Below are 20,886 nucleotides of genomic sequence, written 5' to 3'. Positions count from 1 at the left end.
GTACATGGGACCGGTCACAGGATCAGCGCACCGGGCAAAGTCTTCAAGTTCCGATTCAGTGAATGTTTCTTTGCGGTGTGGCGCTTTGACCAAGACCGTATCAAGAGTGTTTTTTGCACCTATCATATAACCAACTCCGGCCACAGTCTTGCAAACTCACCAGCCTTGTCTGGATGGAATACAGTTTCGTTGTCATGAATATGCTGGCGAAATTTTTGTTGTATCCCTGGATTGGACTGTGATTGGCTGTATTTTGTTAACACCAGGTCAAAGAATTGTCGCTCTGCTGGCGTTGTTACCATGTCCATGGAAGAGAAGCGTTCAATTTCTTGAGTGGCTAGGTCAGCCACTTCAGGTCCATGTTGAAACGGATCAAGATAGTCAGGATAGAACAAGTTTTGCCATAACACTGTGGTGTTGGTATCTTGAGCAAACTGTCTAAACTCACAAAGTCGTGTGGCACTATAAATGTTGTACACTGCGTGTATGCCTCCCCAATGGCCGTTGTTGTGCATGAGATATTTAACTGTTTGTAAATTGTCTTGCAACAACCGCCAGTCTGCGCCATGCCGCACATATTCGAATCTATCGCCAACGTTGTCAAAACTCATCGACCAACCCACATTACGGCGTTGAGCAAGTTTTTGGAATATTTTGTTTTTCTCTAGATCCACACTCATGTTTGTGATCAATGTAATAATAGTAGACTCAGGTATGACATCTAACAAGCGATCATTTTCCGGCAACAACAAAGGCTCGCCGCCTACCAAGGCCACTTCATGTATGTGTTCACCGTGTTGCTCAAGAAATTCACATACTTGTTCGTAGTAGGGTCTTGTGCCTGACTTAAATGGTACTCCGTTGATGCTGGCCCATTTGCTAGAACAAGATGGTCCGCAATAGTTACAACTTAAATTACAAGTTATGTTCCACCGCACATCAAAGATCACAGGATAATGATAACGGTCACCTGCGGCAGCATAATCAAAGTTGGGATTCACACGATTATGCCATTGACGTTCAGAGTCTGCCCCAAATCGTTCTGCTTGTACACAGTTGCTACAATACTCATGTGGCCGGCCTTGTGCCAAACTGGCACGTATCTTGGTCATGAGATCAGTATTTAAAATTTCCTCAATGGTGTTGGCATTGAGGTTGCCCAGCATGTTGGGGTTGCCGGCACAACAAGTTTTGACATTGCCTTGTGGATTGATATGTAGGCCACGCCATGGGGCCGCACAGTAAAAATTGCTCATGCAGTATTTACATGCCTAATTTTAACATACTACATTTACACAGGACTGTAGGGATTACGATATCGATCGTAGCCGTCGTCTTCGGGCAACACAGGATATGGGTTATTCCGCATTACGACCACATTTGGCACGTTTGGCATTTGTAAGTGCGCCAAAGTCCACTTTCCATTCTGTACCAGGTGTTAGTTCACGTGCACCTGGGGGTAGTGCGTATCTAACACCAGCATACTCTTGAATTTGAGCAACGGGCGCACGAAACTTGGTTAGATCGTTGCCCAGGTTAACATAGGGCTTGGTATGCGGAAACAACCAACCTGCTGTTTCGTTTGTGGCTTGATTCACAACAATTTTGTAGTAGCCACGTGGCACAATTACACCGTTGCCAATTGTGGGATCACCTGCACCGTAAATAGCACCCACGTAGATTGTGTAGGCTTGATTGCGTTGTACTGCCCAACCACGCACACTTGTTTCTAACAATTTCCAAATACCACGATTGAGTGATCCGTGTTGCGGATACATGTTGGTCATCAAGAATGATTCATACTCTACTTGCTGACTCCAGGATAGATCTCCATCCGGTGCCGCATGTCCTTTGTCGTAGCCTGTGCCTGCATAGTCATCGGGTCTAGCACCTGTGCCACCCAGGCTTTGATCAGCAACAAAGGCATTGGTACGGGGGAAACAGCCTAGGGCGTTCGGTGGCAACAAAGTATAGGCCACGTACACAGGAATCTTTACAGGTACGTCATAGGCCACAAAGTATGCTTCACGGCAAATTGGAACAGCTGGTCTGACAGTTTGTGCCCAACCCCAAGGTGAGTGTACTGCGCAGGCCTGTGGAGGCAGTGGGGCTCGTTGGTCCCATGCGTGTGCTAAGTTGACGGCTGTGATCAACAGCACAAAGATGAGTTTTTTCATATTGTTATTTGATATGTGCCAGAAAGATCAAAGTGTGCTCCAGACTGCCAATTACCGTTCCCCGGAGTGTTGAATTTCCAATTTAGATCGGTGACGGTACCTGAATAATACAAGGGCAGTAGAACGTTACTAACTGCAATATCGCAAATACCAGCAATGTGATACAAGGCCGGAGCACCAGCACCGGCTGTTTGATGCAGACTGCCACCGGCAAGTCTAAAAGTATTCACTGCTGGGACCGGCAGGGTAACTTGATACTGAGTGTTGCCAAAATTGGTGGCTCCGTTAAAATCAACATATACATGTATAAAGCACAGTGGACCCTGTATTATATAACTGGCTGTGGCCGTGCCGCCAGCAAAGGTGTTTGCAACGTCGCGAAACTGTGGGTCAAATGATACGGAATTAGTAACTCCAGCCCCGTATGCTACCAAAGTCAAATTGCCGTTGGTGTTGCCCACATAGATGTCTTGTGTGAGTTGATCAACCACAAGTTCGCTGGGTCTAGCAACGCCATTGTAATCACCAATGGTCTCTTGTGCGTTATCTTTCATCACAGCACGGCTTATGCCTGTGATGTTGTCGTATGGTGGGGGTGGATTGGCCATGATCTAATTATTCTTCGTCGATATTTAGTTGTTTAGTAACCTTTAAAGGGCTTTACAGGACTTTGACGGTTTACTAGACTAGGCTCTATGCTGTTGGGAGTGCTTATCTGTACTTTTTTAACAGGCAAACCGGCCATTTTTAATGCATGGTCAATGGCTGGTTCGACACCAGCGTTGAATCCAGCAATCACAGCATCTTCGCCGAATGCCGCGGCAGCCGACCACTCGGGCATGTTGGGTATGGGATCTTGTGTGCCAGCATCGCTTCGGGCACGGGCTATGGCAACACCTAAACGATATATTTGGTAAGGATCGCTGGACTTTACACCGGGCAAAGTAAACACATGATTCATGGGATCTGCTTGCTCGGGAGGCAAAGTTTTTTCTTCAGTGATGAATTCTCGGGCTCTCATCTGTAGCCTTTAAATGCTTCAATGGGACTGGTGGTGTTTACCGCAGGATGTTCTTCGCTGTCGAAATCGCCTTTGTTTAGATCTTCATAATCTGCCCCAGCTGCCTTGAATGCTTGTATGAGCATTTTCTGCTCAATTTCTGTGTACGGGCTTGCTGTGCGTTTTTTTCCTACCCAGCTTTTGCCATCCATGTCAATAGGTTTGCCGGATCCGTCAGCCATGGCCGCTGCCATCATCACACGGTTAAGAGTATAGTCACTGTTGGCTTTTTCACTGTCGCTAAACACATTCAAGCCCACCGTGGCACTTTGATTACGGGTGCTTAATTTTCCCTGACGCATTTCAGTAACAAACTCTTGTGCTCGCACGATCAACTCGAAGTTGAGCCGTACACACCACTTGTGCCGGATGTGGCAGTACCTAGTGCTGTGGCTGTGAACGCATTACCTGTAACAATGTTAAGGTAGTTGCCGGCTCCAATATAATACTGTTGCACAGTATTACCTGGTACCACAATGGCATTGGCATACAAGTTGCCTGTGGGCATGGCGGTGTTCACAGGAACACCATTGGCCTGTATATATTGAGTTTGTGTCTGACTTACCTGGAATGTAACATTAGACAATGTGGTAGCAATTTCTACTTTGTCCGTAGTCCAGGCCACATTAGATACAGCATTAACAACTTGAACAGCGGGCATTATTTTGCGTCCTTGGGTGGTTCACTCACAACTGGTTGAAACAAGTTGCGTGACTGATCCAACACACCGGGAATGTACACAGGTTGTTGTTTGTAACCACCAGTGGCTGGACTGTGTGGGTTGATAACAGGGGGTGTTGTCAATGCTGTGGTAAAAGGTTGTGTTGTCATATTATACTCCGTATTGTCCTTTGTATTGTTTCCATAGACTGGCAGTAGAAGCAAGGATACCTTCGTCAATATCTTTTTTCTTGACAGCATTTGTACCTGGAATTTTTTCTCCAACTTTGATGTCATCATCCGCAAGGCCTTTTGTAAACAAGTTGCCTTCTTCAGTTTTTTCTTCGTCAACTTCTTTTTTCTTGACGCCGGCCATTTCCATCATTCTACGAAGTTCTTGATCATCTTCGTATGTGTGTTGGCGGTCTTCTTGACTGGCCAATACTGGCACAGTTGATTGACCAGTTGATTTAGGACCGTTTAATCCACCCGAATATTCAAAATTATCTTGTGCAGTTTCGGTGTTGGTAGGATAGTCAGGTGAGTTTTGGCTCACAACGTCATCGCCGTAGGCTTCATCAACTGTTTCGCAGCCGCATTCTTGCTGACCACATGCATCGCACACTTCGTCGTCGTGACCATGATCGCCATCAACGGCTTGACGGATTTGATCAGCAATGCCTTCTGCACCGTGTACTTCTATTTCAGCACCAGGGACTTGGCCGCCCATGGCATGATCGCCGCCTAGGCCGGCATTTTTCAATAACACGCCTAGTTTCATTGCGTCATCGTCAGTGGCAGTAACAGTCACACTCTGACTTGGGCCGCCATTAGCATCTGTGTTCATGCTCATGCTGATGTTCATGCTTTCCGATAATTTCTTTTTGCAATCAGCTACCATTTTCTTTAGTTCTGCTTGGTCGCAATCAGGATGCATCTTGCAAATTTCTGCTGAACTCTTACCATCTTTACACATCTTTTTAACATGTGACATTGGTGGACATGGCTTTTTGTTTTCTTCATCAACAGCCTCAGAAATCATGCTTTCTAGTTCACGATTCATGGAGTCATAAATGCCTTGTCCAAAACCGAAGCCACTTGATGCTGTGGGAGTGTCAGTTCCGCCTTGCTCTTTGACTTTCTTTTTCTTTTCGTCGTGCTCAATGTCTTTGGCTACTTTTTTGCCGGCTTTTTCTGCCCGGTCATCTTCCGAGCCACGTTTCTTGCCGTGAATGCCATCTTTCTTTTTCTCATCATACTCAATGTCCTTGGCCACCTTGCGACCTGCACGTTCAGCACGGTTGTCACGAGTGGAAGTTTTTTCTTCGCCCATGGCCATTTCTTCGTCCTCTTGATTCTGCATGTAGTCATCCACCGCAGTCATCATGCCTTCAATCTTGGCCAACTTGGATTGTACCCATTCTGGTAGGTTGTCATTGTCGCCCAGGATCTTTTCCAAGGCTTGTGCATGACGTACCACAGTCTTGATGCTGTCTTTAGCCATGTCACCTTCTTGGTCGTACTCGCCACGATCTGTAATGTCAAGATCATTTTCGTTGGTTTTGCGGCCGCCTTTGTGTTTGGTAGCCCGGCCGGTCACACGCTCTGGACCTTTGTCAGCGCCTTTTGGACGACCACGTCCGCGCTTTTCACCATCAGCCGATGCGTCACTGTCGGCACCTACTGAATAACCTGTGTTGGGGTCAACACGGCGTGTTACTCTTCGACCACCTGGAATTTCTTGTGTGTCATGCTTGTCACCGTGTGTGACATCACCAACACGGCGAGCACTCATACGACTCTTGACATCTTTTTCCATGTCATCAAAACCTTCGTCGGCCACTTGCTTGTTGCCACCTTTGCGCAACATGGCAAAGTCGTTGGCATCTAGTTTGCCATTCTTGTTCATGTCAATTTTCTTTTGCTTGGGACTAAGTGCGCTTTTGATGGCTTCTGCGGCCACGTCACCCAACATCTCTTCAACTTCTTGTTTGGCGCCGGCAATCTTGTCAGCAAATGTTTTTTTCTTGGCAAGGTCATTGGCACCGCGACCATCAGCCGCAAATTTTGGAACTTTTTTGCCGTTGACTGTGGTCATGGGCAGGCCTGCTTCGTTTTTGAGTCCCAATGGATCTTTGGCATGCTTGACAAATGTTTTGGCCGCATATTTTAATGCACCGTCGGGCTTGTCACCAGTTGGAGTCATGCCCATCTTGCGTTGCAAGTCTTTGCGCATGTCTTTATCTGAACCATGACCTAATTTGTTTAATACAGCGCCGCCTGCTTTCTTAACTGCACTGCCAACTCGCTTGGCCACATCACCCATGCCCTCGTCCACAGGCTTGTCGTCATACTTGTCATACTTGGCACGAACTGGGTCAAGTGCTTTGCCGTCACGTCCGGCCTTGGCCAAGGCTTCCATGCCCTCTTTGCCATATTTTTCATAGCCCTTGGCTGCACGGCTCATGCCTTCTTCTTCTAGTTTACCAGATTTTTTCATTTTCTGGAACTGAGCACCTGCCACACGCTCACCAGCGGCCTTTGAACCATACTCTTTGCCGGCTTTCTTTGCCAAGGCATCAAACCCAGTGGTCTTGTTGTTGTGCTTACCCATGTCACGTTCATTTAACTGACCGTGTGTGGTTTCTGGCTTCTCGCGAATTGCGTTTAGTTTGTCGTTGAGATTGTAAAAAAATGTCATTGTATTATCCTCTTGGGTTTGCGCCAGTGGCTGGCTTGGGTTGACGCTTGATATTGGTCATGGGGCTCTTGTTACCCATTGGCAATTCATTTGTGGTTTTGGCAGGAGGTGTTTTGCCCCCGGCCACGGTAAAGTTACTGCGGTATGCATTTTTCAAGACTTCGTGATCGTAAGGACCAGTTGCATAGTCTTTGCATAAGGCTCGTTGTTCTGCATCAGGAGCAGGATAAGGTGAGTCCAACAAATCTTTATTTTGATCTGCAATCTTTTCACTTTCAATGTCGAGACTTTCTTCATACGGAGTGGCCATCATCACAATGCGATTGGGATCCAATCCAAGGATCTGCGCCAGTTGTTTGATCTGTGGCTCAATGGCTGGATACCGGAATTCCACATCCACAATCTTCATTGGCTGATTGGGAAACGCTGGAAAATCAGGGATCACCTTACGAACCGGTGTGCTCTTGGCATTTGACATATTGACAATGTCAAATTGAGCACATTTATCTCGGAGTTCTCGAAAAAAGCCATCGGGTACATCACCAACTACTTTGATACGGTAGTTGTATGTACGTTCGCTTTCGGCTAGGTATTTGGCAAATGGTTTCATATTCAGTATCCTGTTGTATATTTATTCTTTTTGTGCGTTTTGGCCTTTGCCAATAATACGTTCCAGCAAATCATTGCGGCTTAGAACCACCCCGTGTGCTGTTTGTGCGGCGGCCGTACCTTCGTTTTCTTTCGAATCTAGCACTTGTTGCTGTTGATCCAGGCGCATTTTCTTCATCTGCAGATCAATCATCTTGAGCTTTTTGTCTAGTTTGGCTGTTTTTGCTGTGATAGCATGCCCCAGCATGTTTGATGCTACTGAGAATATTTCACTGGCAAATCTTGAATCAACTTGCATACCTAGATCTGTCAGATCTTTATATCCAGCAACCGCAAGTGAGGCCAACTCATCCATTTCTTGATCGCTAGATTCTAATCCTCTAACCTGTGGTAATGCCGCTTCAACTTTATCAATTGCTTCGTCTAACGCTTGCATTTGCTCTCTGTTTTCTAATAGCGACGGAACTGATGTGTTAATATCATCTTCGGTAGGAGGTAGGTCAAACAATTCCGCTAATTTTTTTGTCATATCATATTTAGTGAGCAGTTTTGGTTGTGCCAACGTTCTAGGTTCGATTTACCGCCTACTATTTTACCGCATTATAACAAGTGAACTTTGGTTTAGATATTCCAATTTGTGCTTCGCTCTTCTTTTGATTCCACTCGGGCTTTTGTTCAACTCCAAAATTAGGATTTTTTGATCCTTGTTTAACTAACGATTGCTTTTGTATTGTATTTTCCGTGTGCTTCTTTCCTAACCAATGCTTAGTTACCTTGGGAATGCCTTTATAAGATTCTGATAATTGTTTTCGCAAAAACGCATAGGTGTGGGAACAAGGAGCATGTCTAGGACGTCCGTCAATATGAGTCATTTGCCAGGCAGCAAAGGCCATACTTCTTCGGTGTAGTCCCGTAGTCATCTTTGTTAATAACAAGTGACATACAAAATGTTCTCGTGCAGTCAACCGTACAATATTAGTCATTGAATTATCACCACCGAGAGATTGAGGAGTAATGTGATGTTTTTCTGTGTAGATATCTTGTGGCAAGATTCTCGATTGTGCTCGTTGTACAATATTATAATACCAACGAGTGTATTTGTTTTGTAAATACATTGCTGATGCTCCTTCAAAGCGTTAGAGTCAGTGGATGGTGGTACATCGCGACTGGCACCTTTATTTATGCTCGACCGTTGTGAAACATGTCCTGTTCAGTGATAACTCTAAAAACAAGCCCGTTACGTCGGGCCCATTTGGTTGCGGCGTCCCATTTGGCATAGTTGATAGCCACTATAGCCCGGTCCTTATTACTCATTTTCGACTCAATCACGCTTTGTTTTTTAGGTTTGATTTCGATTAATTCGGCTCGCATTTGATTGTTTCTAGTGCGATATGTCATAAGAAAGTCCGGAATGTACTGTGACATCTTGCCTGTCAAGGGATGACGATACGGAATCGCCACGCTTTCACTTGCCCATTGTAGTACACTATCGTTTGAGTCTAGGAATCGCATAAATGACAATTCCCAACCAGATCTGTAGCGGGGCTCACCGTTGCCCACATACTTGGCACGGTTGACCACAGTGTATGTGCCTTGTGCCCAGTGTGCCATTATTGCACTACGTTTCTAGCCGCGTAGTAGTTGGGTGCTACAGGTATGCCCACGCCCAACAAGGTAGCACGGCTTCTGATACTGTTGAGATAGTAGGCCATGTTGATGTTGAGATCCAATTGCTCACCGCTGGCCTGGAATGTTTGCAACAGGGTCAATGGTGGTATGTTGGTGTCTTGTGCTACTCTAAACAAACTAGCAGTAAAGTTATCTGCGGCTTGTTTTGTGGTCATCACACTCTTGAAGTAACTGTTGACTATGTCATAGTCACCCACAGGGATGTCAACATCATAGTCATAGAATGCATCAAACACTCGTACTGTTTGATCGATGTTGTAATTGGTATAGTTAATGCTGTCCATAATTAGTAATTACCTAAAAATTACTTTGGCGTGGGATAATACATACCACTGGCTCTTCCAGGAATCTGTCGCATGGCAGCAGGCACTGCTCCTTTGACTACATTTGTTCCCAGAGCCACTGCTTCGTTGACAGCAATACTCTTGAGATTTTTATTTTTAAATGTGTTGTAGGTTGTGCCGGCTTTTTGCACAGCACCAATAATGCCCAATGGTCCACCGCTTTGTAAATCTTCTATGATACCTCCAGCGGCATCCAACAGGCCACCTTGGCCCATGAAGTTGGCACGACTACCAGGTCTTGAAATTGGACTCAGTGTTTGATCATAGTGAGAGGGATCAGCAAAACCTTTGATGTTCTGGTCTGGTCTGCCCCGACCCACAGCACCTGCATAGTATTTCACAGTTTCATAAGCAATGGTCATGGTGTTCTGCATGGTGCCTGCGCCTTCTGCATAAGAATACTGATCATGTGAGTAATTGGTGATTAGTGGATTGACCAGCACATAAGTTGCTGTCTTGTGTTGATCCATGCCGGTAATCTGAATGTCGAGAAAGAACGGAGCCTTGCCCGAAGGACCAGAAGTTCCGTCATTGTATGCTTCACCAATGTATCCCCAATCATTCACGTTGCCCACACGTTGGTTGGCATAGATGTCGCGAATATTGTATCCAAATCCTGTGACCTTGTTGGCGCTCTCACCAAGGCTGCCGTTGTTGCCATTCTCTAACACTTCATTGTAACTTTGAGATGCATCTTTGTAGTAGTAGTTGTAGTAGGCATACCACATCTTACGCACATTGTCTCCGGCATCATCGTGAAATACCACAGTAACAGGATCATAGTTGATCTTGGTCTGTATCACACGCTTGCGATTGTATTGATTGAGAGTTTCGTTATTGATTGTGAACTTGGGTAGGTCCACAGTCTTGACCACATAACTCAATGATGCATTGCCGTTTACTCCAAGATAACTGGCCAAGCCAGGAACACCTGCAAAGTTAAGAGTGAAACTAACGTGAAAAAGGAACTTGTACCGAGGTTTAAGTTCAAATGAGTTGGGAGTAAAGACTTTGCTTGCGTGAGTATAATCACGCAAGGCGTTGACGTTTGTGAACCCTTGGTAGAATTGTTGACCAAATGTTGGCATTGCCCTGCCCTTAGGCGCCTAGGCCAACACCTGTTACTGAACCGCCGATGGTACGTCCAAGTCCTGTAGCAATACTACCGACACCACCTTCGTTAACCGATGTGGCTGTTTGTGCGGCATTGTCATAAGCAATAGTCAAGGCAATTGTGACACCTTCGTTGGTACCATAATTGAGTTCGCCGTAGTCGGCGCCCTTCAAGTAGCAACCATACAGTTCCCATTGTTCAAGCACAGTGGGTGTGTCTGCACCGTTACCGCCGTCAAGAATTTGAATTGTGGTCATGAACTTGTAGTCAATACCAGCCGCGGCTGATGCTTGTTCCAAGAAGTCCAGTTGTTTCTGCATTTGCTCGCCAACTAGAGTCATAACGCTGCCTGATGCGTCATCACGTACTGAGCATGCAATGTCAGCCCAGGTGTGACGTCCGGCCAACTTTAGCGTTGAGTTGTAAATTGGTAATGCGATTTCTTCAAATGTTAGATTGGGTCTTGCCACGCTGACAACTTGTTTGGTCATTTCTGTGGTTTCGTTAGTTACCCCAAAGTTTTGAAACAATACTCTAAATCTGTATTTGAGTTTGGGCATCAACAGGCCCTGTGCGCTTGCGGATTGATCGCTTGCTAGTGGTACTGTCATTCTGTTTAGTGATGCGCTTGCCATTTGTTATCTCCTATATGTTTATTTACCTGAAACGAGGCCTGAAAAATCAGGCCCCTATTTCAATTAACCTCCGGCAGCAATTGCACCAGTGTTCTTGATACGCAATGGAATGTAGATGAATTCCACCGCTTTCACTGGCTCAATAGCAACGTCTACCCACAATTCATTGCGGTCAATACGTGCAGGAGTGTTGTTGCTCAAGTCACAAACAACCAGGTAATCATACAAGGCACGCTTGGCAACCAAGTCAATCATCAGGCTGTTGACACTGTTGGTGATTTGATTGCGTGTGATTGTGTCATTGGGTTCGAACAGGTACAGTTTACCAATCTCTTCCAGGCGTCCACGCAAGAAAGCAACCAGACGTGCAACGTTGATGCGATCCAGTGCTGTGGTAGTGGTAGTGCTGGTCTTGTTACCAAAGTTAGTGATACCAATTCCAGGAATGAACGTGATTGGGTTGATATTGCGCTCATACAGGATGTCACGCACACTTTGGCTCACGCCAATTTGTGTAAACTCACCTGTGGTGGCTTCAATATAACCAATTGCCAATGCATTGTCCACAACACCACGACGTGTGCCTGCTGGCGCCAACCATGGATAACTTGCGGCATCACTGCGCAAGATAGTGCGTACCATCATGTGACTTGGTGGTTGAACAACTGTGTTTCCGCCAAGATCTGTGGTCTGGCAACTTGGATAGAACACACCGCAATAGTTGCTGGTCAAGATATTGCCATCGCCATTGGGTTGTCCCAGACCATTGTTGTTGGTGGCAAATGCCACCAGGCTATTGCCATCCGGACCCAGGCGCATTGGTGTATCGCCTACCACAAACAGGGTGTTGTTACGCTCGTTGCTGAGTGCAATCATGTTTGGTGTCAGCTCTGGGTAAGCAGGTGTGGCAATGATGTTGTATTGATTTTGTTCTTCACGTGCTGCCACGCTGGTGTCAATACCTGACTTCATTGCTTCAACAATGATTTGACGTTGTGCCAAGCGACCTGACCACATGCTTCCGTTGGATTTGTTGCCACTTGCTGTGAGCCATGTGCTGAGATCTATTAGATCCCAGTAAGCAGTATTGCTTGGAGCAATACCGGCTGTGGTAGCCACAGCACAAACGTAGATGCCATTGCTGTAACTCACAAAGTCATTTACAGCATAGGCTGTGGTTGTTGAATAAGCATCAATTGCATAGTCAGTGGCTGTGGTTGTAAAGTAGTCTTGTTGCCAAGTTTTGACATTGTAGCCAGAACGGCGTGTGTTGAACAACAGGGTACCTTGTGGATACAGTGCAGGATTAGGTGCATCTGGATCCAGGTAATTGCTAGTCAATAGACTCACAATGCTTGGCAATGGATCTGCTGAAGGGTCTGTGGTGCCGTTTGTGCTCCAACGTGCATCTGCAAACAGGATACCATTTTGTGTGGTTTGATCTGTGGTGTCAATTTCTACCCACTGTTGTACACCGCTGACTGCTTGCCAACGATACAGTTTAGGATAGTTTTCCAGATCACTAGTATCAATCCACAAATCTCCATTTACCAATGGGCTCAGTGATGTGTTGGTTTGTGTGGTAGGTGCTGTGGCGCTGATGATAGGACCAGTTGCATTACATTCAGTCAGGTCGTAACCACGAACATCGTTGGTCACATTTTGATAGCCCTGCCAGGCGCCATCATCTTGAATCATGATATCAGCCGCATCAACTGCACTGTAATACCACAACCGACCATCTGCTGGATATGAGTCTGGAGCAGTAGAACTGGCTGTGTATTCAAACAATGGTGTTGACACAAAGTTACTGAGCCTCAATGCCGATCCGCTGGCTGCATGACCCACTTGATCCGGGGCGCCAATAGCAAAACCAGCAGTAGTAACTGGTGTACCAGTTATATTTTGTAGGTATATAGTGCCGCCGGCACTGTGAGTAAACACAATGTTGCCTGCTGAGTTGACGCTGGCAGTCACATAAGGATTTCCAACTGCTGATACCGCAGTAATGAAATCACTTACAGTACCAGTTCCGCCAATGGTTGCTACACCTTGTGTGACAGTTGCAGTTCCTGGTGCGGTGGCATTTACACTAAAATTATTGCCAACTGTAAAAGGTGTAGTATCGCTGGCAGCAGGCACAGTGGTGCCAGTTATTATTGTTGCGCCTGCCGCATAGCGTTCATTAATTGTAAATGCCGCTGTGGGAATTACCGTATCATAATTAAACGAAGTATATTCCACGTAAGTTGTGCCAGCCGGAATGTTCTTTCCGCCGCCTGTGGGATCAATCCCATAAAGAGCGGCGCTGTCAGTGTCGTACGCTGGGCAAGATTGTGTAATAAAAGTTCCAAGGGCGGCACTGTATTGCTTGATTATCAACTGCAATCCGTTGTTGGCACTACTCATGTTTTGCCACACAGAACCCGTGGGTCTTGCATTTAATGGATCAATTCCTGCGCCTGAGATCCATTTTGGTTGTTGATAACTGTAACCTGCGAAATACTGCGGAGCAGGATACTGGCTTGCGGTAATACCTAATTGTGTCAACAATGCAGTTCCCAAGTTAGGACCAGCCAGGACTTCAATAAAACCATCACTGTTCAATGTGGAACCGTCTGTGCCCGCGGCGCTGGTAGCATACAGATACAGTTGATTGCTCACTGCCTGAGCAGTAACACCTGTGATAGAGGTGGCGTTAATAACCGCGGCAAAACCTGCCACAGTGTTTGTTGCGCCAACAGTGACAGTGACACCGTTGATAATCATATTTGCGCCCACAGTCAATGTGGTTGTAACTGCATTGGTTCCTGCCACTGTAGGCCAGGCCGTTTTCCAACCATCTGAACCAACTTGTACCCAGTCGGTTGTTGCAGGTATAGTAGGATAAGATCTTTTGTAATACACAAAAGCGTGTTCATTCACTGCTGACACAGCATATTCACCAATACTGCCAATGGTTGTTAGTGGGGTAGAATCTGCAATTTGATCTGAGCCGTCGCCGCCCACTGTGTCTGTTGTGTCTGTGATTATGATAGGAGTTTGTAGATCAAATGTTTCTGTAGTAGCGTTCCATTCAAACATACCCCATGTAGAAAGACCTGTGTCTAACCAGTAAGTTCCATTGGCTGGTGTGCCCAATGGACGAGTCAAACTTGCTGTAAGTGCGGTCAAATCAACATCGGCACGTTGGATATAAGCGCGGTTTGTCACACCCAAGGCAGAGTAAGCGGCAAGCAAGCCGTATTCGTTGAGTTCGTATCCGTTGATAGGAGTGCCAGTTGTGGTGTTGTAGAAGAACGGTACACCGAATGTCTGTGCCAAATCGCGCTGGCTGGTGATCAAATATGTTTTGTTTGCATTAGCGGCAAGAGTACCGGCTGCTACAGTGATGCCGTCACTGGATACTTTGTTTTGCGCTGTGGCAAACACAAAGTAAGGTACTGTGTTAACGGCTGAGGGTACGTATTGACTCTCGTCAATTACTGTTACTTCTACGCCTGGTGATGTTAAAGCCATAATGGTTTCCTTTTCAAGTTGTAGATATTTATTGGCAAATGCCAAAAACACCCAGTTTGAACAACCTACATGTAGGTTCGTGTGCTAAATACCCCATGAGACCGTTTTGTAAAGTATGCGGAGTGTTGCCTCGTGCGGTGGCCTACCACAAATATGACCGTGTGTACTACAGATCAATGTGTACTGCTTGTCAACGTCGAGGACGCAAACAAAAGGCGCCTGTACCTCGTTGGCAGTTGGATGGCTATAAGAAAAAACCCGCATGTGACAAATGCGGGTTCAAAGCACGATATCCCAGTCAGTTATTTGTTTTTCATATCGATGGTGATCTAAACAACAGCAATCAACGCAATCTACGAACTGTGTGCTTGAATTGTAGTGTGGAAGTAAAACGCAGTGATGTTACTTGGCGTCGGGGCGATCTTGAGCCGGACTTGTGACCAATGATTTGACTTGCTGGTAGAGATCGTCTAGGGTGCCGTTGTTGTCTAATACCACATCGAAGTCCGTGCCAACCCAGGCAGTTTCACTGGCATGGATACCAAATTTTTCTAATTTTCTGTGGCTAATTGACCAGGTTGAGTTGCCGTTGGCACCACGGTTTACGCTCAGTGCGGCATTGTACCACTCAGGTTCAGGACCACGAGTCACTCTAATAACCCGACCACCTGCGTTTTTAATAGCCAGGATTTCATTGGGAAAACGACAGTCTGAAATTACCACATCATCTTGGCTGTGGCGTAGTTTGTTTTCTAAACTGGCAATCCAGATATCATCGTGGAATCCTGCTCTGCAAACTTCTGTACCCCAGTATTGCAGGATCCAACGTGGTGTTAGTGTGGGCATGTGCAGGCGTTCGGCCCACCACGGATCCACTTGTTCGCGCCATTCACGGGCCTGTTTAGTACGCCCTTCCAGCATGGTTCGGTCCCAACCAAATACCTGTGCCACAGCATCTTTCAACGTGCTTGCAAAACTCTCTCTACGAAAATGATGTAAATTAACAAGATAGTCGGCAATGGTATCTTTGCCTGAACCAATAAATCCGCAAATGCCAATGATCATATTAATCCTTTTTAAAAATGTCTAAATGAGTTTTATCTGTACGCAGTCCCATGATATTGACACTGTATCTAGGATAGTGACTTGCGTTTGCTGTTGAGTGTGGAGTGTTTGCCCAGTCAAACCAATGCACATCTCCGGCTTGCCAATGTGTATGTGTACACGTTCCATAAATGTAAAATTGTCCAGGGCGCCAATCTTCCAGCATTACAACCAACTTCACAATGTCAGCAGGATCACTGTCGGGATATACCATGTCCAACTTGTCAATATGTTGATTAAACACCTGTCCGGTACGCTGTACATGCACTCGTGTTTTTTCTTGATCCAGGGCAAACTGTGCAGACAAACATTTGATGTTGGGCACACTATCCAGATCATCAAATATGTCTGTTAATTCCATTTCTGGATTGCCGCCACCTTGCACAATATCATATTCTTCTTGTTCTATGTGTGGGCTCAGGCTTGCAGGTCTTGGCGTTGCCACAGTACTTTTCCTGTTGCGCCAGGTCATGGGTCGAGTATGTGATTTGATATACTCAAGTTCTTGTGCCCAGGTATTTGGTAAGCGGCCCAGAGGCTTGAACCATTCACCAGGCATGTCGTACCTGGTGTCGTCAAAATGATATCTACTCCGACTTTTTGTATAGTCCCAATTGCTTTTCATTTGAGTTCCTTAACGTTGAGGTGTTGAAGTGTTGTTTGTAGCATGCCTATTTGTCTGCGGCAGTCTTCCAGAGCATGGTGGCTGGTGGGAGGAATAGGCAACTCGGGCCATAAACTAAACACAGTTCTTGAGTCTCGCACTTGGTAGTATTTCCACGGCAGGGCTTTGCCATAACTCTTGTAGGCATGTTCAAGAATATTCATATCATAAGTTGGACCTTGGGCCCAGATTAGTTTGGCATGCCAAATCAACCGACCTAGTTCGTCCAATGCCTGATCCAATGGGATTCGATCTTGTTCCCCAAATGCTTCTTCTCTGGCGTGAGCAGGTTGAGTTGCCCACCAGGCTATTGTGCCATCGTCAATAGAACGATTTTCCTGGCTTTCTAGTGTTACCCTGGCATAGTAATGTCGGTCGTAATGCCCTGATCCAAACGGATCAAATGCTTGAGCGGCTATGGTAAGGATAGTGGTGTCGGGGCCTGTTGCCAGGCCCTCAAGATCAATCATCAAGTGCATTCGATAATTGTAACACAACTGCAACAGTTTGTCTAGTGCGTGTTAACCAATTACCCAGGTAAGTGGCTGACTTGCATCCACATACATTTTGAGTTCTTCAATTTTGGCATCCATCATGGCTTGCCCTTCTGCCTTCATTGCGGCACCGTTCAGTTGGCCGCCACCTTGTGGTCCGGCGATGGTTGAAAACTTTTCACGTGCTTCACCAATGATCATTTTGCAAGCACCAACCATGTAGTCCCGAATCCACTGTTGGATTTGATAGTCGCTTAGTAATTGGATTTCTGGTTTGGTTTGATAAACCCAAAGCAAGACATTTTCACCAGTGCCTTTTGGATCACGAATTAACTGTAGTTTCTTTGTGACAGGATTCCAGGTATAGTTCATGTATGCACCGAACATACGTCCGGCCAGTTCCACATACTGACTGTAGAAATCGTAGGTGGCAAGACCGCCTGCCACGTTGAAGTTCATAAGGTAAACGTTGATACTTGCCTGTGCAAACGGATCAAAGTTTGATGCAAAGGGTCCTGTTGAGTCGCCAAATGTTCTGCGGAATATTTGTCGTACACTTTGCACTTCTTGTGGCAAAGTATAAATGTTGAGATCTCGAATCAACTCCATGAAGATGTAGGCTTCTTCATAGGCATTTTGAGCACGTTGGCGATACACGCCTAGAGTACGCTGATATGCCGCTTCGTAGTGTGCAGGGTCTAATTCAAGATCAATAATTTGATCACCCATGGTCAATTTGCAATACTCAATAAGGTTTTGCTTCAACTCGGGTAAGGTATTTTGTTCAGCCATTGGGGAACTCCGTTCCCCCTTATTTACCAGGACTTTAGTACTAACAAGTTCTCAGTGCCCCGAGCATTCCAAGGCGTTTCAGTAGTGGTCAGATCCTTGTAGATCTTTCTAGCGGCTGGCTTGCCTGCGGCCTGTATAGCCTTGATAACATCTGCTGGCTTACGCACAGTTTTTTGTAGTGTTTCTACAGTACTGTATCCAATTATGCTGTTGTTCTTGATGGTAAATGCCTGTGTATGGCTATCTGCTACCACATGGATCAACTTGCGTTTCTTGGTATCGTACAACCATGCTTCGGCCTTGTCTACTAGACTTGCGGCTGGTAATCCTTTGAGTTTGAGTTCCACAAACTCTGCTGTGTGTTTGAACTTGGCCGCACGTTTTTCTGGGGGTACTGTCTTGACCTTGCGTGGTTTGCGTTCCACTTTCTTGATCTGTACATAAGCACCGCAGTCGTTGATCACTGCTTCGCAAAACTTTACACAGTTACGTAATTGGATCTTGGTCAGGTAAGAGTATGCTTCAACCAACAACGCATCCTTGCCTTCTACCGCCTCTTCAAACTCTGCTAGTTTGCGTTTCCAACGATTGGAAATTTCACTGATCATCTGCGGTACCACATTCATACCACGGATCACCATGATGGGTTTGTAGTCTGCTGACATTTTGGCACCGGCCATCATGAACTCATCAAACATGCCGTCTAATTCAGCCGCACACTCGCCAACTTTCTCTCTCAAGCGATCTTGTATGTTGGGCCGGGCCGGGCCTTCTGCAACTGGCTCAGCATCCACTTGCTCTGTTTGTTTACTGGATAAAATTTCTTTCAGCAAGTTGTCCAGTTTGATCTGTTCTGTTTCGCTCAGTTCCAGGCCTACCATCTTCATGCGACACAACCAGCCTGTGGTCAGGCGTATGGCAGAATCTGGGATACTTTTTAGTACTCGCACATCTGCCTTGCGGTCTTGTGACTCCAAATAGTTCACAATCATGTCACGAGCATCTTTTTTGCCGTAAAAATAGTTGTACCAGGAGAATGCCTTGCTCAGGGCACTGATGCGATTTTCTGTGGGTTGTGTTCGCCACGGAGGCTCTCCACCCATAACATTGGTATCAGAACTACGGGGGTTCAGCAGTTTAACGGGTTTCATCAGGGCTCCTTTAGTGGTAATACAGTAATTATAGCACTTTGGGATTTATTGGTCAACCGCCCATAAATACTGCATGATCTTCAATGATAGCAAATATACACGCTGGTACAATCAAATCATCGAGCAAGCAAAGGTTCGAATTTTGCCACGAGATGTTTATACAGAGAAACATCATATTGTTCCCCAAAGCCTCGGAGGAAACAATAGCAAAGTCAATCTGGTTAGGCTTACTGCCCGCGAGCATTTTGTTTGCCATTGGTTGCTTACCAAGATGGTTACCGGAGTAAATCAAAAAAAAATGGCCTATGCTTGTAAGCGAATGATGCATAGCAAAAATTCTAGCCAACCCAGATATCAAATTACATCAAGAATATACGAGAACCTTAAGATTCAATTAAATGTAATGCTTAAAAATAGGCAGTTCAGTGAGTCTTGGAAAGAAAAATTAAAACAAGCGGCTAGAAAACGTGCTGACAATGAAAGTATCGATGCCAAAGAAATTAGAAGAAAAACTATGATTAGTGTCAATAAATCGCGCAAAGGTGAGAAACGATTAGCCACCACAGGTGACAAAAATCACATGTTTGGAGTAAGACTAACTGGAGAGAGCAATCACTTTTTTGGAAAGAAACACACAGAAGAAACTCTTGCAAAACTTAAAGTCCCAAAACCTAAATTTCAATGTCAACATTGTAAGACAGTTGTAGGTGGCCAATCAAATTTAATACGCTGGCACAACGACAATTGTAAATTAATTTTAGGAGAATTAAAATTCCACGCCTGAGCATGTACCGGCCTAACCGGACTCGAGATTATCAATTCCTTGACCGCATCATAAGTGAGCAATACACTGTGGGTGGCCTCGACATTTTCCTGCACAAATACATGGGTCCGCAAACTGGCGGCGAAGACTCTGTGTTATCCAGCAATTATGATGCCACACAACCCATCTACGACACACTGGATCCGTTAAACATCCAGGACTTGCTGTTGCTAGAAAACCGTGACAGAATTTACGATCAAGATGTGTATTGTATGCGTGGTGTTTATAATCATCAAGATATTGACTTTGACCTAACACAATTTGGCCTGTTCCTAAACAACGATACGCTGTTTATCACATTCCACTTCAACGACATGATCGACGGTCTGGGACGCAAGATCATGAACGGTGATGTGCTGGAAGTGCCCAACTTAAAAGATTATTATCCGTTAAACCAATCTATTCCCCAGCCGTTACCTCGCTACTATGTGGTGCAAGATGCTGACTATGCCACAGAAGGCATGAGCCAAACTTGGCTGCCACACACCTGGCGTGTGAAGGCCACACCAATGACCAACAATCAAGAGTTCAAAGACATACTCAAGAAACCAGTTGTGTCAGAGAACATTTGGGACAATGGCAACTTCTATCCCACTGGATGGGTCACAAACTATGGTGATGTGTATTATCAAGCCAAACAAAACGTTCCGGCTGGCACTGACATCAACAATACTACATACTGGACAATATATAACCCAGCCACACAAAGCGAAGTATTCTCAACCCGTCCCAAAGACAACCAAATCAATGACGCTATTCTCACACAAGCAGATGTGGAGGTACCAGCATCGGGCTATGATGTTAAACCTCTATACGTTGTGGCCACTGTAGATGACGGACAACCAGCCAATCCCACTTCACTAACCACTCTTGATGGTGTTAGCGTAGATGGCACACAAGGTGGCATGAATGTCACACCCAAGGCCGATGGGTATACTGTGGGCTACTTGACCGGTGATGGGGTGCCGCCAAATGGCCTGCCAGTTACTTCAGGTGTTCAATTCCCGCTGGGTGCTGTGGCCGGAGACTACTGCTTGCGAGTGGATTACTTTCCTAACCGACTGTTCCGTTACGACAGCCGGCGTTGGGTCAAAATTGAGGACAAGGTGCGAACCAATCTCAACAACGGACCTGCCAATGATACTTTACGGTCAGGCTTTGTCAACAATACATACACTACGTCCACAACAGATCTTGGTAATATTCCACAACGTCAGAGTCTTAGCCAGATACTTAGACCACGTGCCGACAATGGAGACCAGAAAGGTTTCCAGGACCCTAATCCGCCACCTGATACACAACCGGGCCAGAAATCGAGTTAAACAATGCAACAATTTTTTTATGATGACG

The 20,886-nt window shown here is 45.7% G+C and carries 23 protein-coding genes; 2 read left to right on the top strand and 21 right to left on the bottom strand.

Annotation, left to right across the window (positions count from 1 at the left end):
- Positions 1-122: 122 nt before the first annotated feature.
- The 21 genes from ABW391_RS02165 to ABW391_RS02065 all read right to left on the bottom strand — a co-directional run bounded on the left by ABW391_RS02165 (position 123) and on the right by ABW391_RS02065 (position 18,713).
- A complete protein-coding gene (locus ABW391_RS02165; protein ID WP_353480174.1) occupies positions 123-1,256 on the bottom strand; it encodes a twitch domain-containing radical SAM protein in 1,134 nt (377 codons plus the stop codon).
- Between the two features lie 102 nt (positions 1,257-1,358).
- The gene (locus ABW391_RS02160; protein WP_353480173.1) at positions 1,359-2,177 is read right to left on the bottom strand and encodes a DNA/RNA non-specific endonuclease; all 819 of its coding nucleotides are present in this window, start codon (positions 2,175-2,177) and stop codon (positions 1,359-1,361) included.
- Positions 2,174-2,785: a hypothetical protein gene (locus ABW391_RS02155; RefSeq protein WP_353480172.1), complete on the bottom strand. Its 612-nt coding sequence runs from the start codon at positions 2,783-2,785 to the stop codon at positions 2,174-2,176. Before ABW391_RS02155 ends, ABW391_RS02160 begins: the two co-directional genes overlap by 4 nt.
- A 32-nt stretch (positions 2,786-2,817) precedes the next feature.
- Complete coding sequence (locus tag ABW391_RS02150; protein WP_353480171.1) at positions 2,818-3,198, bottom strand: hypothetical protein; 381 nt, start codon at positions 3,196-3,198, stop codon at positions 2,818-2,820.
- Complete coding sequence (locus tag ABW391_RS02145; RefSeq protein ID WP_353480170.1) at positions 3,195-3,566, bottom strand: hypothetical protein; 372 nt, start codon at positions 3,564-3,566, stop codon at positions 3,195-3,197. The genes ABW391_RS02150 and ABW391_RS02145 overlap by 4 nt, the downstream gene beginning before the upstream one ends.
- Before the next feature lie 2 nt (positions 3,567-3,568).
- Entirely contained in the window at positions 3,569-3,898 is a 330-nt protein-coding gene (locus ABW391_RS02140) for a hypothetical protein (RefSeq protein WP_353480169.1), read from the bottom strand.
- Positions 3,898-4,068, bottom strand: coding sequence for a hypothetical protein (locus ABW391_RS02135; RefSeq protein ID WP_353480168.1), 171 nt, complete (start codon positions 4,066-4,068; stop codon positions 3,898-3,900). The genes ABW391_RS02140 and ABW391_RS02135 overlap by 1 nt, the downstream gene beginning before the upstream one ends.
- Before the next feature lies 1 nt (position 4,069).
- Positions 4,070-6,598: a hypothetical protein gene (locus ABW391_RS02130; protein WP_353480167.1), complete on the bottom strand. Its 2,529-nt coding sequence runs from the start codon at positions 6,596-6,598 to the stop codon at positions 4,070-4,072.
- Positions 6,599-6,602: 4 nt separating this feature from the next.
- Entirely contained in the window at positions 6,603-7,208 is a 606-nt protein-coding gene (locus tag ABW391_RS02125) for a hypothetical protein (protein WP_353480166.1), read from the bottom strand.
- Positions 7,209-7,229: 21 nt separating this feature from the next.
- A complete protein-coding gene (locus ABW391_RS02120; protein ID WP_353480165.1) occupies positions 7,230-7,736 on the bottom strand; it encodes a hypothetical protein in 507 nt (168 codons plus the stop codon).
- Positions 7,737-7,794: 58 nt separating this feature from the next.
- The gene (locus ABW391_RS02115) at positions 7,795-8,256 is read right to left on the bottom strand and encodes an NUMOD3 domain-containing DNA-binding protein (RefSeq protein ID WP_353480164.1); all 462 of its coding nucleotides are present in this window, start codon (positions 8,254-8,256) and stop codon (positions 7,795-7,797) included.
- Positions 8,257-8,386: 130 nt separating this feature from the next.
- A complete protein-coding gene (locus ABW391_RS02110) occupies positions 8,387-8,719 on the bottom strand; it encodes a TnsA endonuclease N-terminal domain-containing protein (protein ID WP_353480199.1) in 333 nt (110 codons plus the stop codon).
- A 98-nt stretch (positions 8,720-8,817) separates the two neighbouring features.
- A complete protein-coding gene (locus ABW391_RS02105) occupies positions 8,818-9,180 on the bottom strand; it encodes a hypothetical protein (protein WP_353480163.1) in 363 nt (120 codons plus the stop codon).
- A gap of 20 nt (positions 9,181-9,200) precedes the next feature.
- Positions 9,201-10,277 (bottom strand): hypothetical protein, encoded by a 1,077-nt coding sequence (locus tag ABW391_RS02100; protein ID WP_353480162.1) that lies wholly within the window; start codon positions 10,275-10,277, stop codon positions 9,201-9,203.
- Positions 10,278-10,338: 61 nt separating this feature from the next.
- Positions 10,339-10,965, bottom strand: coding sequence for a hypothetical protein (locus ABW391_RS02095; protein WP_353480161.1), 627 nt, complete (start codon positions 10,963-10,965; stop codon positions 10,339-10,341).
- An 87-nt stretch (positions 10,966-11,052) separates the two neighbouring features.
- On the bottom strand, positions 11,053-14,508 hold the full coding sequence (locus ABW391_RS02090; RefSeq protein WP_353480160.1) for a phage tail sheath C-terminal domain-containing protein: 3,456 nt from the start codon (positions 14,506-14,508) through the stop codon (positions 11,053-11,055).
- Between the two features lie 402 nt (positions 14,509-14,910).
- Positions 14,911-15,573: a nucleoside/nucleotide kinase family protein gene (locus ABW391_RS02085; protein WP_353480159.1), complete on the bottom strand. Its 663-nt coding sequence runs from the start codon at positions 15,571-15,573 to the stop codon at positions 14,911-14,913.
- A 1-nt stretch (position 15,574) separates the two neighbouring features.
- Entirely contained in the window at positions 15,575-16,237 is a 663-nt protein-coding gene (locus ABW391_RS02080) for a hypothetical protein (protein WP_353480158.1), read from the bottom strand.
- Positions 16,234-16,746 carry a 3'-5' exonuclease gene (locus ABW391_RS02075; protein ID WP_353480157.1) on the bottom strand — a complete coding sequence of 171 codons (513 nt, stop codon included), beginning with the start codon at positions 16,744-16,746 and terminating at the stop codon, positions 16,234-16,236. Before ABW391_RS02075 ends, ABW391_RS02080 begins: the two co-directional genes overlap by 4 nt.
- 51 nt (positions 16,747-16,797) lie before the next feature.
- A complete protein-coding gene (locus tag ABW391_RS02070) occupies positions 16,798-17,562 on the bottom strand; it encodes a hypothetical protein (RefSeq protein ID WP_353480156.1) in 765 nt (254 codons plus the stop codon).
- A 23-nt stretch (positions 17,563-17,585) separates the two neighbouring features.
- On the bottom strand, positions 17,586-18,713 hold the full coding sequence (locus tag ABW391_RS02065) for a hypothetical protein (protein ID WP_353480155.1): 1,128 nt from the start codon (positions 18,711-18,713) through the stop codon (positions 17,586-17,588).
- Between the two features lie 73 nt (positions 18,714-18,786).
- Between ABW391_RS02065 and ABW391_RS02060 the strand changes: the two genes are divergently transcribed.
- Both ABW391_RS02060 and ABW391_RS02055 read left to right on the top strand, forming a co-directional pair.
- Positions 18,787-19,497 (top strand): HNH endonuclease signature motif containing protein, encoded by a 711-nt coding sequence (locus tag ABW391_RS02060; RefSeq protein ID WP_353480154.1) that lies wholly within the window; start codon positions 18,787-18,789, stop codon positions 19,495-19,497.
- A gap of 2 nt (positions 19,498-19,499) precedes the next feature.
- Positions 19,500-20,858 carry a hypothetical protein gene (locus ABW391_RS02055; RefSeq protein WP_353480153.1) on the top strand — a complete coding sequence of 453 codons (1,359 nt, stop codon included), beginning with the start codon at positions 19,500-19,502 and terminating at the stop codon, positions 20,856-20,858.
- Positions 20,859-20,886: the final 28 nt, after the last annotated feature.

The organism is Haliscomenobacter sp., from assembly GCF_040403615.1.
In the GTDB taxonomy this organism is placed as follows: domain Bacteria; phylum Bacteroidota; class Bacteroidia; order Chitinophagales; family Saprospiraceae; genus Haliscomenobacter.
The sequence above is the reverse complement of the archived record's forward strand: the minus strand, read 5'-3'. Positions and strand labels throughout refer to the sequence as shown.

Excerpts from the sequence above, each read along its gene's own strand:
- ABW391_RS02130 (WP_353480167.1), bottom strand. The coding sequence starts at position 6,598 with ATGACATTTTTTTACAATCTCAACGACAAACTAAACGCAATTCGCGAG.
- ABW391_RS02075 (WP_353480157.1), bottom strand. The coding sequence starts at position 16,746 with ATGATTGATCTTGAGGGCCTGGCAACAGGCCCCGACACCACTATCCTT.
- ABW391_RS02135 (WP_353480168.1), bottom strand. The coding sequence starts at position 4,068 with ATGACAACACAACCTTTTACCACAGCATTGACAACACCCCCTGTTATC.
- ABW391_RS02055 (WP_353480153.1), top strand. The coding sequence starts at position 19,500 with ATGTACCGGCCTAACCGGACTCGAGATTATCAATTCCTTGACCGCATC.
- ABW391_RS02165 (WP_353480174.1), bottom strand. The coding sequence starts at position 1,256 with ATGAGCAATTTTTACTGTGCGGCCCCATGGCGTGGCCTACATATCAAT.
- ABW391_RS02080 (WP_353480158.1), bottom strand. The coding sequence starts at position 16,237 with ATGAAAAGCAATTGGGACTATACAAAAAGTCGGAGTAGATATCATTTT.
- ABW391_RS02120 (WP_353480165.1), bottom strand. The coding sequence starts at position 7,736 with ATGACAAAAAAATTAGCGGAATTGTTTGACCTACCTCCTACCGAAGAT.
- ABW391_RS02140 (WP_353480169.1), bottom strand. The coding sequence starts at position 3,898 with ATGCCCGCTGTTCAAGTTGTTAATGCTGTATCTAATGTGGCCTGGACT.
- ABW391_RS02110 (WP_353480199.1), bottom strand. The coding sequence starts at position 8,719 with ATGCGATTCCTAGACTCAAACGATAGTGTACTACAATGGGCAAGTGAA.
- ABW391_RS02085 (WP_353480159.1), bottom strand. The coding sequence starts at position 15,573 with ATGATCATTGGCATTTGCGGATTTATTGGTTCAGGCAAAGATACCATT.
- ABW391_RS02095 (WP_353480161.1), bottom strand. The coding sequence starts at position 10,965 with ATGACAGTACCACTAGCAAGCGATCAATCCGCAAGCGCACAGGGCCTG.
- ABW391_RS02070 (WP_353480156.1), bottom strand. The coding sequence starts at position 17,562 with ATGGCTGAACAAAATACCTTACCCGAGTTGAAGCAAAACCTTATTGAG.
- ABW391_RS02125 (WP_353480166.1), bottom strand. The coding sequence starts at position 7,208 with ATGAAACCATTTGCCAAATACCTAGCCGAAAGCGAACGTACATACAAC.
- ABW391_RS02060 (WP_353480154.1), top strand. The coding sequence starts at position 18,787 with ATGATCTTCAATGATAGCAAATATACACGCTGGTACAATCAAATCATC.
- ABW391_RS02065 (WP_353480155.1), bottom strand. The coding sequence starts at position 18,713 with ATGAAACCCGTTAAACTGCTGAACCCCCGTAGTTCTGATACCAATGTT.
- ABW391_RS02155 (WP_353480172.1), bottom strand. The coding sequence starts at position 2,785 with ATGGCCAATCCACCCCCACCATACGACAACATCACAGGCATAAGCCGT.
- ABW391_RS02160 (WP_353480173.1), bottom strand. The coding sequence starts at position 2,177 with ATGAAAAAACTCATCTTTGTGCTGTTGATCACAGCCGTCAACTTAGCA.
- ABW391_RS02090 (WP_353480160.1), bottom strand. The coding sequence starts at position 14,508 with ATGGCTTTAACATCACCAGGCGTAGAAGTAACAGTAATTGACGAGAGT.
- ABW391_RS02150 (WP_353480171.1), bottom strand. The coding sequence starts at position 3,198 with ATGAGAGCCCGAGAATTCATCACTGAAGAAAAAACTTTGCCTCCCGAG.
- ABW391_RS02105 (WP_353480163.1), bottom strand. The coding sequence starts at position 9,180 with ATGGACAGCATTAACTATACCAATTACAACATCGATCAAACAGTACGA.